Raw genomic sequence first — 17,973 nt, forward strand, 5'->3', positions numbered from 1 at the left:
TTCTGCGCTGTTATAACAAACTTCTGTCGCCGCGTCAGTGTTTACTCATACCACTTGAGCAGAAATTTCTTTATAATGGCGCGCCTGTTTTAGGTTCCATCGTCGTTCAATCCACGGGAAAAAAAGCCTATGTTGATCCTGCGTGGTGCGCCAGCACTGTCCGATTTCAGAATTCAGAAGTTACTAGACCAATGCGCCCAGAGTGGCTTAACCATCAGCGGTATTTATGCTGAGTTTATGCACTTTGCTGACGTTAGCAGCGCATTGACTGAAGCCCAGCAGCAAACACTGGATAAATTGTTAACCTATGGCCCGGCTATTGCCAGCCATGAACCACGCGGCCAGTTAGTGCTGGTAACGCCACGGCCGGGCACTATTTCGCCCTGGTCATCTAAAGCGACAGATATTGCCCGTAACTGTGGTTTAACGCCGGTTTCGCGCTTAGAGCGCGGTATTGCCTATTATGTAGAAGCCTCTACAGCCTTAACGGCTGAGCAGCTAAAGCAGGTTGCTGCCTTATTGCATGACCGCATGATGGAAGCGGTGTTTAGCGAGTTTACCCAAGCGCAGGCACTGTTTACCAAAGCTGAGCCTGCAGAGCTTAGCTCGGTGGATATTAAAAACGGTGGGCGTGCTGCGCTGGCCAAAGCCAATACCGATATGGGCCTGGCACTGGCCGATGACGAAATTGATTATCTGTTTGATAACTTCACCGCGCTTGGCCGTAACCCGAACGACATCGAGCTGTATATGTTCGCCCAGGCGAACTCAGAGCATTGCCGGCACAAAATTTTTAACGCTGACTGGACAATAGACGGCGTACAACAGCCTAAATCGCTGTTTAAAATGATTAAAAACACTTTTGAGCAAACACCGGACTATGTGTTGTCTGCCTACAAAGACAATGCTGCTGTAATGGAAGGCTCTACCGCTGGCCGCTTTTTTGCCCAGCCTGGTAATCTAACTTATCAGTATCACCATGAACCTATTCATATACTGATGAAAGTAGAAACTCACAACCATCCAACGGCTATTTCGCCATACCCGGGGGCAGCCACCGGTTCAGGTGGTGAAATTCGTGATGAAGGCGCCACAGGTGTCGGTTCTAAGCCTAAAGCCGGTCTGGTAGGTTTTTCGGTGTCGAACTTACGTATTCCGGGTTTTGAGCAGCCATGGGAAACCGATTTTGGTAAGCCGGAGCGTATTGTATCGGCGCTGGATATTATGCTGGAAGGCCCATTAGGCGGTGCGGCGTTTAATAACGAATTTGGCCGGCCGGCGATTAATGGTTATTTCCGTACCTATGAAGAAAAGGTACCCAGCCATAACGGCGACGAAGTACGCGGTTACCATAAGCCGATTATGATTGCCGGTGGTTTGGGCAATATCCGTGCAGATCATGTACAAAAAGGCGATTTACCGGTTGGCGCAAAACTGGTGGTATTAGGCGGCCCGGCGATGAATATCGGTCTGGGCGGCGGTGCGGCATCTTCGATGGCATCAGGCCAGTCAGCCGAGGATTTAGACTTTGCCTCAGTGCAACGTGAAAACCCGGAAATTGAACGCCGTTGTCAGGAAGTCATTGACCGCTGCTGGCAGCTGGGAAGCGAAAACCCTATCGTATTTATTCATGATGTTGGCGCCGGTGGTTTATCCAACGCCTTTCCAGAGCTGGTGAACGACGGTGGCGTGGGCGGTAAGTTTGAGCTGCGTAATGTACCAAACGACGAGCCTGGCATGTCGCCACTGCAAATCTGGTGTAACGAATCGCAAGAGCGTTATGTGATGGCGATACCGGCCGACAAAATGCCGGTATTCGAGCAAATTTGTAAACGTGAGCGCGCACCTTTTGCCGTAGTAGGCGAAGCTACAGCAGAGCAACACTTAACGCTGACCGATACCCATTTTGGCAGCACGCCAATTGATCTACCGTTAAATGTGTTACTGGGCAAAGCGCCGAAAATGCACCGTGACGTGCAAAGCGCACAAACCGTGGGTAAAGCACTGGACTTAACCGGCGTAACAGTAAAAGACGCGGCAGAGCGTTTATTGCGTTTACCGGCTATTGCAGAAAAAACCTTTCTGGTAACTATTGGTGATCGCACGGTAACCGGTTTAGTTGCGCGTGACCAGATGGTTGGCCCCTGGCAGGTGCCGGTAGCTAACTGCGGTGTTACCGCGGCCAGTTACGACACCTACCACGGCGAAGCGATGGCAATGGGCGAGCGCACGCCTGTGGCACTGCTTGATTTTGCCGCTTCTGCCCGGTTAGCGGTAGCAGAAGCCATTACCAATATAGCTGCCACTGATATTGGTGAGCTAAAACGGATTAAATTATCTGCCAACTGGATGGCAGCCGCCGGCCACCCGGGTGAAGACGCCGGTTTATACGAGGCAGTAAAAGCTATTGGTGAAGAGCTGTGCCCGGCACTGGAAGTGACCATTCCGGTGGGTAAAGACTCTATGTCAATGAAAACCAAATGGCAGCAAAACGGTGAAGATAAAGCCGTTACCGCGCCATTATCTTTAGTGATCACTGCGTTTGCCCGCGTAGAAGATATCCGCAAAACGGTTACGCCGCAGCTGCGCACCGACAAAGGCGATACCAGCCTGCTGGTAATTGATTTAGGCCTGGGCCAAAACCGCTTAGGCGCTTCCTGTTTAGCTCAGGTGTATAAACAGCTGGGCCAGACACCGGTTGACCTGGACAGCCCTGAACTGTTGATTAACTTCTTTAACGCCGTGCAGCAATTAACCCGCGAGCAAAAACTGCTGGCCTACCATGACCGTTCAGACGGTGGTTTATTTGTTACACTGGCCGAAATGGCCTTTGCCGGTAAAGCTGGCGTACGTGCCGATATCAGCGCACTGGGTAACGATGATATGGCGGTGCTGTTCTCTGAAGAGCCAGGCGCCATTATACAGGTTGCCGCAGCGGATCTGGATTACGTTAAGCAGCTACTGGCGCAGCATCAGCTGGGTAACTGCAGCCATGTTATTGGCAGCGTAAACGCGAAGGATGAGCTGGTATTCAGCCGTGGCGATAAAGTGGTATTAAGCGACAGCCGCACCCGTTTACGTTGTATCTGGGCCGAAACCACTTATCAGATGCAGGCACTGCGTGACAACCCGGCTGGCGCCAAGCAAGAGTTTGACGCCAAAGCTGACGTTGCCGATCCGGGCCTTAATGTAAAACTTAGCTTTGATTTAAATGCCGATGTTGCCGCGCCGTTTATTTTAAAAGGTGCTGCACCTAAAGTGGCTATTTTGCGCGAACAAGGCGTTAACTCGCATGTAGAAATGGCTGCCGCCTTTAACCGTGCCGGTTTCACCGCCGTTGATGTGCATATGAGCGATATACTGGCAGGCCGGGCTAAGTTAGCCGACTTCAACGGTTTAGTCGCCTGTGGTGGTTTCTCTTACGGTGACGTACTGGGTGCCGGTGAAGGCTGGGCTAAATCAGTATTGTTTAACGACATTGCGCGTAAGCAGTTTGCTGAGTTCTTTGAGCGCCAAAGCACCTTCTCGCTGGGTGTGTGTAACGGCTGTCAGATGATGTCTAACCTCAAGAGCCTGATCCCGGGTGCTGAGCTGTGGCCACACTTTGTGCGCAATAAATCTGAGCGCTTTGAAGCCCGTTTTAGCCTGGTAGAAATACAGCAAAGCCCGTCGTTGTTTTTTAACGGTATGGCCGGTTCACGTATGCCCATTGCTGTGTCACACGGTGAAGGCCATGCTGAGTTTGCTTCATCAGAAGCATTCGCCAAAGCCAACCACAGCGGCACGGTTGCCATGCGCTTTGTGGATCACTACGGTAAAGCCACTGAGCAATACCCGCAAAACCCGAACGGCTCGCCAGCCGGTATTACGTCGCTTACCACCACTGATGGCCGGGTAACGATAATGATGCCACACCCGGAGCGTGTGTTCCGCGCAGTAGCTAATTCATGGCAGCCAGACGGCTGGCAGGAAGACAGCCCGTGGATGCGTATGTTCCGCAACTCGCGGGTTTGGTTAGGTTAAGCTAACTAAGCTGTAATAACGAAAAAACCTGCTGCGGCAGGTTTTTTTATGGCTAGCTAAAAGATAAAAGCATCAGCGGTTGTTATTGCGGCGGTGTTTACCTACATCAAGCCCTTTAAAAATGCTACTACACTGCGCCCCAGTGCGCTTAGGGCGTAGCCGCCTTCCAGTGCGGCCACCATCCGGCCCTGGCAGTGTTGGTGGGCCAGTTGTTTTAGCTGCTGGGCTATCCACTGGTAATCGGCTTCGGTTAGCAGAAATTGCGCCATATCATCTTCGCGGTGGCCATCAAAACCGGCGGATACTAAAATAAGCTGCGGTTTAAATTCGTTAATGCGTGGCAGCCAGTGCTGCAGAATTTGCTCGCGCCAGATGGCTGGTTTACACAGAGCTGGTAGCGGTAAGTTTTCAATATTACTGGCGCTGGGGTGTTCACCGGTATTGGGGTAAAGCGGATACTGAAAGGATGAACAAAACAACACCCGCTCATCAGCGGCGAAAATATCTTCGGTACCGTTGCCGTGGTGCACGTCAAAATCAACTATTGCCACCCGGCTAAGCTGGTAGTGTTCAAGCGCGTAAGCGGCTGCAACTGCGATATTGTTAAAAATACAAAAGCCCATAGCCTGGCTACGTGTAGCATGGTGGCCCGGCGGGCGCACATTGCAAAATGCCTGCTGGTTGGTGTCACTCATAACCTGGTCTACGGCATTAATGGTAGCGCCTGCGGCATGCAGGGCGGCATTGAGGCTGTGTTTCATTATCTGGGTATCTGGGTCTAGCCAGATATGGCCATCTTCAGGGGTTTTGTTGTAAATTTCATCAACATATAGCTTATCGTGTACATGATATAAATCTTCCGCACTGGCCGGTGTGGCATCGCGCTGTTGCACAATAAACTCCAGGCCAGAGCGGATTAACTGATCATTTATCGCACTTAACCGGGCAGGTTGCTCCGGGTGATCGTCCCCGGCCAGATGTAAATAACAGCTGGGGTGGCTAAACAGGGTAATTGCCATCAGTTATGCTCCGCTGGTTTGCTGCCGGCTGAGCGGGGAAGGCGCAGTTGCAGGTTAACTTCCGTTGGCTCGTCCCCTGGCAGGCGGCTAAAACCGGCTTTTTGGAATACTGCCAGCATGGCTTTGTTTTCTGAGCGTACATAAGCCGACATGCTGGTTAAGCCGCGTAGTTCAGCAATGGTGATCATCTCCTGCAACAGGCGTTTTGCCATGCCTTTGCCCTGATGTTTTTCTCGCGTAACAAAAGCTACTTCGCAGCTTTGGTTGTCGTTTAGCAGGTAATAGCGGCCCACAGCCTGAATTTGTACCGCTGAGCCTTTTTGTTTCACAATACACAGTGCTAAATCGCGGGATTGATCAACGCCAACCAGGGTACAGGATTTCTCCCGGCTCATTTGCGTTGGCACGGCGCTGTAGCGTAGCTGCAGCGTTTCTTTGGTGTGCGAGTAGAAAAACTCCTGCAGGCGGCGCTCGTCAGATGGGTTTAATGGCCGCAGATCAAACTCTTCGCCGTCAATTAATAGCTCTTTAAAACCCACATCACCCAGCTCTGGTACTTCCATAGGTGTGTGCAGCTGGTAATGCGGTACCCAGTAATGCTTGCGTACTTCTTCCAGCAGCTGCTGGCGAAACTTCGGGTGTGCGACCCGGATCAGCTCCAGTGAGCGTTCGCGGATACTTTTACCACGTAGTGATGCCACGCCAAACTCGGTAACCACATAATGCACATGGCCGCGCGAGGTTACCACACCGGCACCTTCAGAAATAAAGGGTACTATGCGTGATATAGTGCCGTTTTGCGCAGTTGAGGGCAGGGCGATAATGGGTTTACCGCCGCTGCTCATGGATGCGCCGCGGCTAAAATCTACCTGGCCGCCAATGCCGCTGTAAAATAAATGGCCGATAGAGTCGGAAACAATCTGGCCGGTTAAATCAACTTCAATTGCGCTGTTAATGGCCACCATATTGTCATTACGGGCGATATTAGTTGGCGAGTTCACATATTCGCTGGGGTAAAAACCCAGATGCGGGTTGGCATGGACAAAATCGTACAGAGCCCGGCTACCGACACAAAAACTGGTTACCGTTTTACCCGGATGAAAGGTTTTTTTGCGGTTATTCACTACACCTTTTTTAATCAGATCCATTACGCCGTCAGTAATCAGCTCGCTGTGCACGCCAAGATCTTTGTGGTTACCCAGATAACGCAGCACGGCGTCACAAATTTTGCCGATACCAATCTGAATGGTAGCGCCATCTTCTATCAGCAAAGACACATACTGGCCAATCCGCTCAGTAATGGCGTCAAGTTCGGGCGCCGGCATTTCTGGCAGTGGCTGGTCGGCATAGAAAAAACTGTCAATCTGATCGCGGTGAATAAAAGCCTGGCCGTAGGTGACAGGCATAGCCGGGTTTACCTGAGCAATCACTTTTTTGGCCGATTTGGCTGCCGCCGATACCACATCTACCGATACGCCAAGCGAGTGATAACCGTGCTGGTCGGCCGGGCTTACCATAATTAATGCGGCATCCAGCGGCAATACGCCGTCGCTGAATAATGATGGAATGTCTGACATAAAGCAGGGGGTGTAATCGGCCCGGCCTTCGGCAACGGCCTGGCGTACTTTGTCGCCACCAATAAACAGTGCATTTACTTTAAACAGTTGCTGATGCTGCGGCTCTACCCACTTGTTGTCTGCCAGCGTATAAACCTGCACTATTTCAATATCGTGCAGCTGTTTGGCGTTGGCTATCAGATCATCAATCAGGGCGGCGGGCGTACCAGCATGCGAGCCAATAAAAATACGGTCGCCGGATTTTAACAGCTGTTGCCAGTTCAGCTTAGCGGGGGCTTTAGCCACTGTTATGCTCCGTGTAGTGTGATAAAGCTATAGGATAACAGTTTAGGTTAAAAGGCAACTGGCGCGCAGTCGCCTTTAGTCTAAGTTATTGCTTTATAACATCCAGCGCAGGCCAACCATGGCAACATAAGGGTCTATGTCAACATCAACGCTTTGCACTGTAGTGCCATTTACCTGGACCCGGCCGGTAGTGTCGATATCCATTTTGCTTAGCATCAGGTGCAGGCCCAAGGTATCACTGAGTTTAATATTGACGCCAGCCTGTAGTGCCAGGCCAAAAGAGCTTTTTAGTTTTAGCCCGACATTGTCGTCAGCGCCAGCGACTTCCAGTGCGTTTAGTGCGCCTACCAATTGGGCATCTGCTTTTTCGTTAAAAAACTCAGTGTAATTTAAGCCGACACCAACGAAGGGATCAAACATCTGATGCTGCGGCATAAAATGATACTGTGCCAGCAAAGTTGGTGGTAAATGCTTGGTTTTACCTACTTTTAAGCCATCAATCGCTGAGCCTTTCACAGTAATATCATGGCTGAACGGGGTAGCGGCAATCAGTTGTACTGCCCAGTTCGGGTTAATACGGTAGTCAAATGTCAGACCTAACTGGGTATTAGTATTAACACCAACAGCAGTGGAACCTGATGGTAAACCGGCTACCTGCTCAATAACGTTTAAGCTGGAGCTGCTGTCGTCCGGCGCTACAGTAATGACACCTACGTTAATCGCAAAGTCGGCAGAGGCAGGTGCAGCGGCTAACAGTGAGGCAAGAGTGATAACGGACAGGGTTGTTTTCATAGTGATCTCCACAGATAAGTTCTGTGGCCAATTGTCCGCTTTGCTCAGCAGAGAATATTGGGCTGGATCAATAAAAAATGGGGCTGATGTGAATTCAGCCCCGTAGTTTGTTTTATATCAAATAAAGCGCTGGTTACTCGATTTGTCTGGCCGGGCGATCTTGCCGTTGCACAGTAGTTTGCCGCGTTGGCTGCTGGCGGTGTTCACGTGCCGGCTGACTTTGCTGGCGCACAACCGGCGCTGCTTGCCGCTGCTGTATATGCGCTTGTTGTGGCTGGCGTTGCTGCACCGTGGGCTGCTGGTACTGCTTAGGCTGCTGTACCTGACGCTGCTCTGTTCTGAGCTGAGGTTGCTCTGCCCGCTGATGCCGTTGTGGCTCGCGCTGGCGCAGCTGCTCAGTACTTAATACCCGCTCAGAACGCTCACGCTGCACCGCAGGCTGGCGCTGTTCTTTTAATTGCTGGTTAAGCTGCTGTTGGCGGCGTTCATTACGGTTAACTTCGGTTGGCCGCAGCCGTTGCTCTGTAGAGACATTACGTTGCTGGCGTTGGTTGTTATCGTTCGCCTGCCATTCACGGTTAGGCATTCTGACCTGCTCAGCTGTTTTACGCTGATAATGCGGTTTGTTCTCGCGCACCGTAACATTGCTGTCAACACGGGTATGACGCACCGGCTGGCCTTTAATTTCGCGTGTTGGCTGGCGATAACCATAACCTGAGTTGTAATCACGGTTCAGGCGCTCATGGCGGTAATGCACGCCGCGACGGTGCTCGGTGTTGTGGTGCCAGCGGCGCGCATCTACGTAGTGTCTGTGGCGCACCGGATAATAGCGCGGTGGTTTGTGGTAATAGTGGTGGTGTACTACCACATGGCGATGATGCCAGTCGAAGATACCAAAATAAAACCACGGCCGCACATTGACACTGATACCCCAGTGAAACGGGCTGTTACGGTAATATACTCCGGCGGTATGCCAGTATACCGGCGGGTGTGATGGCCACCACCAGTCGCCATACACTACACGGGTGTCGTATACCGGCACATAGACGACTTCTTTGCGCGCCGGCTCAATAATAATAATCTCACGCTCGCGCTCTACTACCACGTGTTTAGTGTCGTTTAGCGAGCCATTGGCATAGGCTTTTTGCCGCAGGTTCTGAATGCTGGCCATGACCTGCGCTTCATCGGCTAAAAACGCCTCGCCAAGCTCCTGTGTCCAGTCCAGATCATTGCTTAGCCGTTCCAGTAATTGTGGAAAGGCCACCAGGGCTTTTACGCTTGGATCCCAGCTTTGCTGTTCTACGGCGTCGACCGCTGCTTCGCCGGTAAGTTTAGGGTTATCTTTTACCCAGCGGGCTGCCTGCACCACTTCCAGCGGATAGGTTGAGGCAATCAGCACATGGGTTAATACGGTATCGGGATACAGAGCTACCGGCGCCAGCATTTGATCCAGCTGCGCCTGCGACAAGGTTTCTTCTTCAGCCCGCACATCAAACGACTGGCTAACCAGCAGCACGCACACCGCCAGTATCCGGCTTAGTTGCAGCATCAGGTTTTTCATCTTGCTATCCTCAGTTTCACCGTTAGCAAATTACTGCACTGACGGCTTTTTGTACAGTGTATAGCTTATAGGGGGATTTGGCTGAATTGAAACTGAACTTTACTGAACCTTTACATAGCAAAACTGGCAGCCGAAGCTGCCAGTTTCTGTGGTGTTTTAGCCGGGTTATTCAGCGTCGATATAGCGCGCTTTTTTACTGGCTTTTAGCATGGTCATATCTACCAGTACCAGGCCGTCAACACAGTTGGCAAAATCAGGATCGGTACCAAAAGCGAGGAACTTCACGCCGCCCGGCTCACACAGTTCGCTGTACTGTTTATACAGTGTGGGTACGCTAACACCCATATTGGCCAGCAAGTGTTTTAGCTGGGTAAAATCCTCTAGGTAGTTATCGCCGCTAAAGTGCTGCTGTAATTCAGATAAAATAGCCTGTGGCAGCTGATAAGGTTGTTTTGACACCGCAGCGCAGGCTGCGTCGCTAAAGTACAGGCTGTAAAAATACACCATAAGGTCGCGCGCTGCCTGCGGGTAGCTGTTCGACAGGCTGACACCGCCAAACAGATAGCGAATATCCGGGTTACGTTTTAAGTAAGCGCCAATACCGTACCATAAATATTCCAGGCTGCGTTTACCCCAGTAACGAGGCTGCACAAAGCTGCGGCCCAGTTCAAGCCCGGCATCAAGATACGGCTGCATCTTGGCATCAAATTGAAATAACGATGCGGTGTATAGGCCATTTTCGCCGTATTCAGCCAGCACTTTGCGGGTGTTGGCAAAGCGGTAGGCGCCGACAATTTCCAGATCGTCTTTATCCCACAGGATCAACTGCTCGTAGTGGCTGTCAAAGCGGTCGATATCGCGGCGCAGGCCACTGCCTTCACCGACGGCCCGAAAGGCAAATTCGCGCAGCCGGCCAATTTCGCGTAACACCGGCGAGCTTTGCTGGTGGCAATACAGGTAAATTTGCTTACCATCACCGGTTTGGCCGAGTAATTCACAGCTTTCGACGGCTTTTTTCAGCGTAATACGGTCTTCCGGATGAGCAATGGCGCTTTGGGTAATAAACAGCGGTGCCTTATCTTTGGCCAGCCGGTACAGGTGTTTTTTAAACAACTTTACTTTGGCCTGAGTTTCCAGCGCCATATTGGCAAAGGCTTCGTAAGGGATCTGCTCGCCAATGCGCATTTCCAGCTTTTTACGTTGCTGCTTAAACATTTCTTTTACCAGCAGCATGGTTGCCAGTGGCTTGTACAGCATAGATGCGCCATAAAACAGCGCAGAGTTACGACCATCAATAAAAATAGGCAATATTGGTGCTTTGGCATTGCTGGCAAAACGTAAAAAGCCATTGTGCCATTTGCCATCGCGGATGCCTTCCGGGCGCAGGCGCGATACCTCCCCCGACGGAAACAAGATCAGGGCGCCCTCAGCGGCTAAATGTCGCTGAATATTGTCCAGTGCCCGCCGCTCTGTGCCGCCGCTCATATTATTTACCGGCAGTAATAAGTTATGCAGCGGCTCCAGTGCCATCAGTAGCTGGTTGGCAACTACTTTAACATCGGGGCGAATATCACTGACCAGCTTTAACAGCGCCAGACCATCCAGCGAGCCGATAGGGTGGTTGGCAATAATAACAATGCGGCCGGAGGTGGGGATGCGCTCCATTTCGTTGTCGCGCACCGAATAGCGAAAGTTAAAGTAGTCCAGTACCTGTTCAACAAATTCCAGCCCTTGTAAATGCGGATAACGGCTGGCAAAGGCAATAAAATCCTGCTCATGCAGCAAACGGCGCAAGGCGCCTTTTACCGGCTTATACAGCCACGGCTTGTTTGACAGCTGAGGCAGGTTTTGTGCAAGCACTTGTTCGACACTGATCATGGTTCGCTCCGATAGCACTGCAGTAGGCTGCGCTCAGGCTAAAGCGGTTGTATGACAATTCAGTGTCGGATTTATGGCAGTTTGCTGAAATTTCAGGCAGCTTTTTTATTGCTGGCAGCAAGTGGCAAGGCAGCAATTTTTTCTGCTTGCTCAGTCCAGTGATACAACGCCAGGCTGCCATCGGGCTGTTCAATCAGCGCTGTGCAGCTGTCAATCCAGTCGCCATCGTTACAATAAATAATGCCTTGCTCCAGGCGGATTTCGGCATGATGGATATGGCCGCATACTATGCCGTCAAAACCACCGCGTCTGGCTTTGGCAATTGCAGCTTCGCGATAACGGGCGATGGCTTTTTGTGCGCCCGGTACCTTACTTTTTATGTAGGCAGCCAGGCTAAAGTAGCCGCCACCGGTTAACCGGCGCAGGCGGTTGTACCAGCGATTTAAAAATAGTAACAAGTCATACAAGTTGTCGCCAAGCCAGGCATGCAAGCGGCCAAAGTTAACTTCTTTATCAAACTCGTCACCGTGCAGCAGCAACAATTTTTTGCCCTGTGCTGTGGTATGGCTGGCGCGCAGGGCAATGCGGATATTACCAAAGCTTTTACCGGCATACAGCCGCATAGCTTCGTCGTGGTTGCCGGGGATGTATATTACCTCTACACCTTGTTCGGCTTTATCCAGCAGGCAGCGCAGCACTTTGTTCTGGCTTGGGGTCCAGTGCACCTGTTTGCGCATCGCCCATAAATCAACAATATCACCCAGCAGATAAATGGTTTGAGCCTGAGTATGCTCAAGAAAACTCAGCAGGTAATCTGCCTGGCAGTCTTTGCACCCCAGATGAACGTCAGATAAAAAGATAGTGCGGCAGTTCAGCATCAGTCTGTACCATGTTATCTTTAGGCGCAGCCAGCATCAGCGAGGGCTGTGTCAGTGATATGACCAATTTATGAAGCTTTGGTTATTTGGTATGGTAATAACAGCGCGGATGAAAGCAGTTTGCTTTCATCCGCTGCCGGATTAGTTGCTACGCAGAGAGTGAATTGCAGGTTTACTGGCAACGCCCCAAACTGCCAGAATGGCAGTTGCGATGGCGATAGTACAGATTAGCCCAACAGGAATAATAAACGATGACAGTTCAACTGATACAGTGAACCAGGGTTTGTTCTTCACGTAACTCAATAGCGCTAGTAATAGGGCGGTGCTGCAGGTTAGGCCTATTAAAACGGGTACCATAGTGTCCTTGCAAACCAATGTCATGATCCGTTTTGGTGTGGCGCCAATGGCCAAACGAATACCCAACTCAAATTTACGTAAGGTCATGCTGTAACTTAATACACCGTATACTCCCACTGCTGCTAAAAACAGAGATAATAAACCCAGTATCGCCGTCACCCAGGCAGATATTTTATCCATAGATATTTTCAACTGATGAACATCATTCATCGAATACATATCGTACAGATAAATTTGTGAGCTGACTTCAGCTGCCAACTGATTTAACTGTGCGGCAGACAACTGCTGATTAGGTTTATACGACACCATATAGGTTGCGCCACGTAGCATAGGCACATAGATGCGTGGCATATTAAGCTGGTTTGGGATAGTTAAATCTTTTACGATACCTACCACGTGGTAAGGCACGGACTGATTGTTGAAATAAAACGGTTTGCCAAGGGCAGGGCTGTCTGGCGACAACATTTGTGCCATCGTTTCATTAATCACCGCTACTTTGTCACGTGCAGTAACTTCTTCGGCTGTAACATTACGACCTGCAATAAAAGGTAGTCCCACTAATGGCATATAGTTTTCATCTATAGTTCCGATGCCGGGACCTATAGATATGCCACCACCAAGCTCTGATGTAACTGCGGTGGTCCACTCAATATTTACCGTTCTGGCCATTGGAGCATTACTCGCAAGGCTGACTGTTTCTATCGCATTGTGTTGCTCCAGCTGCCTTGCTATCGCCTCAATGTAGTTTCGCCGTTCTTCTGCCGGTGCCATCACCAGCTCACCGAGGTCAAAATCAAGAAATGTTTTCGATTCAGTAGTAAAACCCAGGGGTGCTTGTATTGCTTTGACAGCAGAGCTGAATACTTGAAGGTTACAGCTGATTAATACACCACACAGAGTAACCTGGCTGATAATCAGGAGATTACGGATGCGAGAGGATATTTGTAAACCTGCACCTTTACCGCTGGCCTGTAATGTTTTATTCAGTTCTCGATAGTTGAGCTGGCTGGTAGTGATCAGAGAGAAAATAGCTGCCAGCACGATACCTATGGTCCAAGAGAACAAGACAGTAGGCAAATTCAGCGATAACTCTGCTACTCTGGGTAGCTGTGTTTGCGCTACGGATATCAGCAGGGTATTACCAAGGTGAGCGATCACAATCGCCAGTGTGCTGGCAGCTAGCATCAGCATCAGAATTTCGGCAAAAATTACGCCGAAGATATGCTGACGTTTTGCTCCCAGGGCAATCTGGATCACGATTTTACGGTGGTTGTTTGCTGCGCGAGCCAGAATAAGATTGATGATATTGACTGCTGCTATTAATACCAGCACCAATACTCCTGCGAACATCAGTAAGGCTCTGGAGCGAGAGTCGCCCATAATAACGTTTTCAAAGCTACGCAAACTAACAGTGATTTTCCGGCTATCAAAATAAGGCACACCGGTTACTTCTTCACGGAATCTTTTATTAATCAGTGTAGAAAGGTTATGTTCTGTTTGGCTGACAGACTGACCTTCGTTCAGTTTAGCAACCAGATAAATCTCAATAAAAAACATACCCCAGGCAGTATCGTCTCCAGGTGGAAGTGGGTTAAAGTCCCATGGCAACCATACCTGGGTATTGCGGCCTGTTTCATGTAGTTGTGGCTCGACAAAGTTTCTTGCTGTAACGCCAACAATATTGAAACTGGTGCCGTTGAACATCATTTTTTCGGACAGGATATCTGGCTTGCCTTTATACAAATCCTGCCATAGCTGATAACTTATTACGGCAACTGGCACCTTGGAGTGCAAACCCTCTTCTGCTGAGAATCCGCGCCCCAGCACATACTGTGTGCCTAACATTGAGAAATAATCAGGCGTGATAAAATTAGCTTTTAATTTCGGTTTGGCGTCATCATTTGTTAGTACTGCTTCACTATATTTGATAAAAGCACGCTGTTCGAACTGATCAGTCTGTTGATATAACTCCATTAGACCAGGGTAGTTCTGGGCATTATTGAATCTGAGGCGGCCATCGTCGTGGTGTGTCCAGTTGGTGACATACAGCTGTTGTTGATCAGGATAGGGGAGCGGTTTATACAGTAGTAAATAGTTTAGGTTAAACATGCAAACCAGAGCGCCGAGCGTCAGACCAAAAGTCAGTACTATCGTCGACACATAACCGGGCACATGTTTTAAACTATTAGCAGCCGTTCTGATAAAGTAGCTGAACATATTAACTAGCCTCCGCTAATATACCGGCCTTGTCGGTTATCTGGCCATCCAGCAGATGTAGTTTACGGTTCGCCATCTCTGCGTAACGAGGGTCATGTGTCACCATACACAAAGTTGTCCCCTCTTTATTGAGTTGCATCAGCATAGCCATAACGGCATCACCATTTTTTGAATCAAGGTTACCGGTAGGTTCGTCAACCAACAAAATGGCAGGGTTGGCGATCAGTGCTCTGGCGATTGCTACTCGCTGTTGCTGCCCACCAGATAACTGGTTAGGTTTATGTTTGGCACGGTGTGCCATATCAACCTTTTCCAGACATTGCATCACCCGTTTCTCAATTTCGTCTTGCTTCGGAGCGTGCTGTGCATAGCGTAATGGCAAGGCAACGTTATCAAATACGCTTAGTTCATCTATCAGATTAAAGGACTGAAAGATAAAACCAATTTTGGCGTTACGGATTTCTGCAGCCTCTGTAAGCGAAAGACGGCTGACGTCTTTATCTTCAATCAGATACTGGCCATTGCTGGGCATATCAAGTAACCCCAGAATAGATAGCAGAGTAGATTTACCACAACCAGACGGGCCACAAATGGAGACAAAGTCGCCACTGTAAATCTCCAGATCTATTCCTCTGAGAGCATGAGTATCCATTTCATCAGTACTGAAAATCTTGGTAATTCCCGCCATTTTAATTCTTAATTCGCGCATAACCGTTTCCTTTTCATTTAGTTTGTAATACTTATGCGTTTGCTGTCAGTAAAGCCTGTCATATCCGACACAATAAAGGTGTCATTGACAGCCGCACCTTCAAGCAACTGGATGTATTTTCCGGCATCTTCGCCGTAGCGAACCTCCGAGTACTCCGCCAGTTGTCGTGTATGATCCAGTTTGTACAGACTGTTGCTGGAGTTAACCCGCACATTTACCGGCCGGTCTATGTACAGGGTGTTTTTAAGCTCAGCAGTGTAAATAACCGCATCAACGCTAAGTTCAGGTCTTGCTGATGCAGGTAAGTGTGCTGCTGTGAACTGGATTTCTATCGTTACCGTGCCTTCTTGTACTTCAGGGGTAATGCGGCTGACTTTGCCAGGGAGCAGATCCCGGCGGGTCGTCACTTCAGCCAATTGACCTACACTGATTCTTTCTGCCTGAGCTTGAGGTACACGGATTAGTGCAAGCAGGTCTTGTTCGCTACCTACCAATGCCAACTCTTGTCCTGCAGCAATACTTTGGCCTAACTCTACCGGGAGCCTTTGTAATATGCCGTTAATACCAGCTTTAACAGCCAAAGCATCAACGCGGTTTTTGACAGTGAAGTATAGTGCTTCGGCTTGGTTAATCTGCTCTTGCTGAATATTCAGTGCTTCCTGATTAACCAACTTTAATTGCGCTATGCGATTTTGCTGGATGCGCATGCTGTCATGCAGTTGCTCTTGCTCCAGTACTGTAGTTTTATAGGTAAGTTGAGATACCACACCTTTATCAACCAGCTCTTGTTCTGCTTCTCGACGCAATTTAACCATGTTGAACTTCGCCACCATCTCTGCCAGATTAGACTCCTCCGCTAACAACTCACGCTGATTGTTCAGCTCCAACTTGCGCAAATTAGCTTTCTCCTGATTTAACTGCATTCTGGCGCGTTCTGTTTCTTCGTACAGCTCAGGGTTATTCAGCTTCATTATGATGCTATCGGGCGTAACCTGCGCCCCAGGACGCAGGATGATTTCTTCTACGGTGGCAGACGTGAGGGAGGTTAACAGCTTCTGCCTGTGCGATCTGAGCACGCCATAGCCCTGCACTTGTACACGCAGATCTCCTTGTTTTACCGTACTTAGCACCAACTGGTTGCGGTTGATCTGCCGGTGAGACTCTTTTCCCATCAGCAAGATGGCTACAACAATCACCAGGACTATGCAAAACAGCAACATCGCTTTTTGTTTATAGTTGGCGTGGGCAGATTTTTGTTTTACCACGTCCATATACGGCTCCTGTAAGTTTGAAATTGAACAGACATAATTAGCTGTTTGTTGCCGCAGCAGTGCCTGTCTGCTCTTGACTATCAGCGTCTTCATGCTCTGGATCTGGCTCATCGCTGATATGGCGGATTTGTTTATTGCTGTAACCCCACAAAGCAAACAGCATTGGCAATATAGATAAACAAATTAACATCAGGGCGATACCCCGGCCCGGTCCAGTGCCAATTATTGGTCCAACAGTGTTGGAAACGATATTGTTACCACGCATTACTGGCTCAAACACAAAGTCTGCCAACGGACCGGCGAGGAAATCGCCAAGTGGAATGGTAAACTGAGCAAACATACGGCGCAGTGCAAACACCCGACCCTGTACACCTGGAGGAATGCGCCCTTGCCAGATTGCCTGACTGCAGCCATTAATCATCGGTAATAAGAATTTGAAGCAGAATAAGCCGAGCATGATTAGCCAGATTGACGGGTAAATACCCAGTAACAGCAAGCAAAAACCCATTAAAAAGCCGCTACCCAAGATACCGTGGATCTTTTTGTCGGGGCCTCCGGTTGACGCCAGATAAAATGAACCCAATAACATACCGATACCACCGACCGACAACACCATACCAATTTCAGACTTATCGGCGAAGAAATGCAGCATCGGCAGTACTGATATTGTACCCATACTGACGACGAAGTTGATCAGGCAGAAAAATACCAGTAAATAAACCAGATCTTTGTGTTGAAACAGATAAGCCCAGCCCAGTTTAAACTCCTGCCACATACTGGAGCCTTTTTTGTCACCCTTGAAGGCTTTAGCTTTGGGGATTTTAACCAGAATTAACGTAACCATGGCGATGGCATAAGTACCAAGGTCAATCAGTAAAATAGTTGTCAGGTCAGTAAAAGCTAGTAAGGCCCCCGCAGCTAATGGTGCGATGATCATGCTGCTGGAGTCAGCAAATTGCATCAAGCCGGAGACCCGGCCATAATCTTTACGCTCTACCAGTGAGGTAATAGCAGCAATGTTGGCTGGAGCCTGAAACGCAGTAGCCACTGAACTAATAAGTACACAGACATAGATATGCCAGAACACTAAATTATCGTTCATGTACTGGATTGCAATGTAAAGTGTTACCAGTGCCGAAATAGTGTCGGTAAGAATCAGGATCAATTTTCGGTCATAGCGATCAACAATGGCCCCTATCCAGGGCGCCAGCAGCACCGCGGGTAAGCCCGCAATCACCGCTATCATGGTAAAAGAGGTAACAGAATCGGTTTGCCCCAGGATCCACAGCCCCAGTGCAAAGCTGGTTAAGCCAGAACCGAGAATAGAAAACAGCTGACCAGTCCACATCAACTGGTATTTTTTCATGCCATCGCTGGCGCCCTTAAATTGCAGTAACATTGAAATT

General features: G+C 49.4%; 11 protein-coding genes. 1 reads left to right on the forward strand and 10 read right to left on the reverse strand.

Translation table 11 applies throughout. The features are described from left to right. Positions 1–129: 129 nt before the first annotated feature. The gene (gene purL, locus AR688_RS02355; RefSeq protein ID WP_068228556.1) at positions 130–4,023 is read left to right on the forward strand and encodes a phosphoribosylformylglycinamidine synthase; all 3,894 of its coding nucleotides are present in this window, start codon (positions 130–132) and stop codon (positions 4,021–4,023) included. Positions 4,024–4,124: 101 nt separating this feature from the next. On the opposite strand, the gene AR688_RS02360 is transcribed toward purL, so the two are convergent. The 10 genes from AR688_RS02360 to AR688_RS02405 all read right to left on the reverse strand — a co-directional run bounded on the left by AR688_RS02360 (position 4,125) and on the right by AR688_RS02405 (position 17,966). Further along, positions 4,125–5,042 carry a histone deacetylase family protein gene (locus AR688_RS02360; RefSeq protein ID WP_068228558.1) on the reverse strand — a complete coding sequence of 306 codons (918 nt, stop codon included), beginning with the start codon at positions 5,040–5,042 and terminating at the stop codon, positions 4,125–4,127. Next, a complete protein-coding gene (locus AR688_RS02365; protein ID WP_068228561.1) occupies positions 5,042–6,904 on the reverse strand; it encodes a bifunctional acetyl-CoA hydrolase/transferase family protein/GNAT family N-acetyltransferase in 1,863 nt (620 codons plus the stop codon). Before AR688_RS02365 ends, AR688_RS02360 begins: the two co-directional genes overlap by 1 nt. Before the next feature lie 93 nt (positions 6,905–6,997). Next, positions 6,998–7,696, reverse strand: a complete 699-nt coding sequence (locus tag AR688_RS02370) for an OmpW/AlkL family protein (protein WP_068228563.1) — start codon at positions 7,694–7,696, stop codon at positions 6,998–7,000. 133 nt (positions 7,697–7,829) lie between these two features. Next, positions 7,830–9,257 carry a DUF3300 domain-containing protein gene (locus AR688_RS02375; RefSeq protein ID WP_068228566.1) on the reverse strand — a complete coding sequence of 476 codons (1,428 nt, stop codon included), beginning with the start codon at positions 9,255–9,257 and terminating at the stop codon, positions 7,830–7,832. Positions 9,258–9,422: 165 nt separating this feature from the next. Continuing rightward, positions 9,423–11,135 (reverse strand): GNAT family N-acyltransferase, encoded by a 1,713-nt coding sequence (locus AR688_RS02380; protein ID WP_068228570.1) that lies wholly within the window; start codon positions 11,133–11,135, stop codon positions 9,423–9,425. 92 nt (positions 11,136–11,227) lie between these two features. Further along, positions 11,228–12,013, reverse strand: a complete 786-nt coding sequence (locus AR688_RS02385) for a UDP-2,3-diacylglucosamine diphosphatase (RefSeq protein ID WP_068228573.1) — start codon at positions 12,011–12,013, stop codon at positions 11,228–11,230. Between the two features lie 141 nt (positions 12,014–12,154). Then, complete coding sequence (locus tag AR688_RS02390) at positions 12,155–14,587, reverse strand: ABC transporter permease (protein WP_068228575.1); 2,433 nt, start codon at positions 14,585–14,587, stop codon at positions 12,155–12,157. Position 14,588: 1 nt separating this feature from the next. After that, the gene (locus AR688_RS02395) at positions 14,589–15,296 is read right to left on the reverse strand and encodes an ABC transporter ATP-binding protein (protein ID WP_068228579.1); all 708 of its coding nucleotides are present in this window, start codon (positions 15,294–15,296) and stop codon (positions 14,589–14,591) included. Between the two features lie 17 nt (positions 15,297–15,313). Next, the gene (locus tag AR688_RS02400; RefSeq protein ID WP_082694647.1) at positions 15,314–16,567 is read right to left on the reverse strand and encodes an efflux RND transporter periplasmic adaptor subunit; all 1,254 of its coding nucleotides are present in this window, start codon (positions 16,565–16,567) and stop codon (positions 15,314–15,316) included. Between the two features lie 37 nt (positions 16,568–16,604). Continuing rightward, positions 16,605–17,966 carry an MFS transporter gene (locus AR688_RS02405; RefSeq protein ID WP_068228582.1) on the reverse strand — a complete coding sequence of 454 codons (1,362 nt, stop codon included), beginning with the start codon at positions 17,964–17,966 and terminating at the stop codon, positions 16,605–16,607. Positions 17,967–17,973: the final 7 nt, after the last annotated feature.

This window comes from Rheinheimera sp. EpRS3 (genome assembly GCF_001513785.1).
GTDB lineage: Bacteria > Pseudomonadota > Gammaproteobacteria > Enterobacterales > Alteromonadaceae > Alishewanella.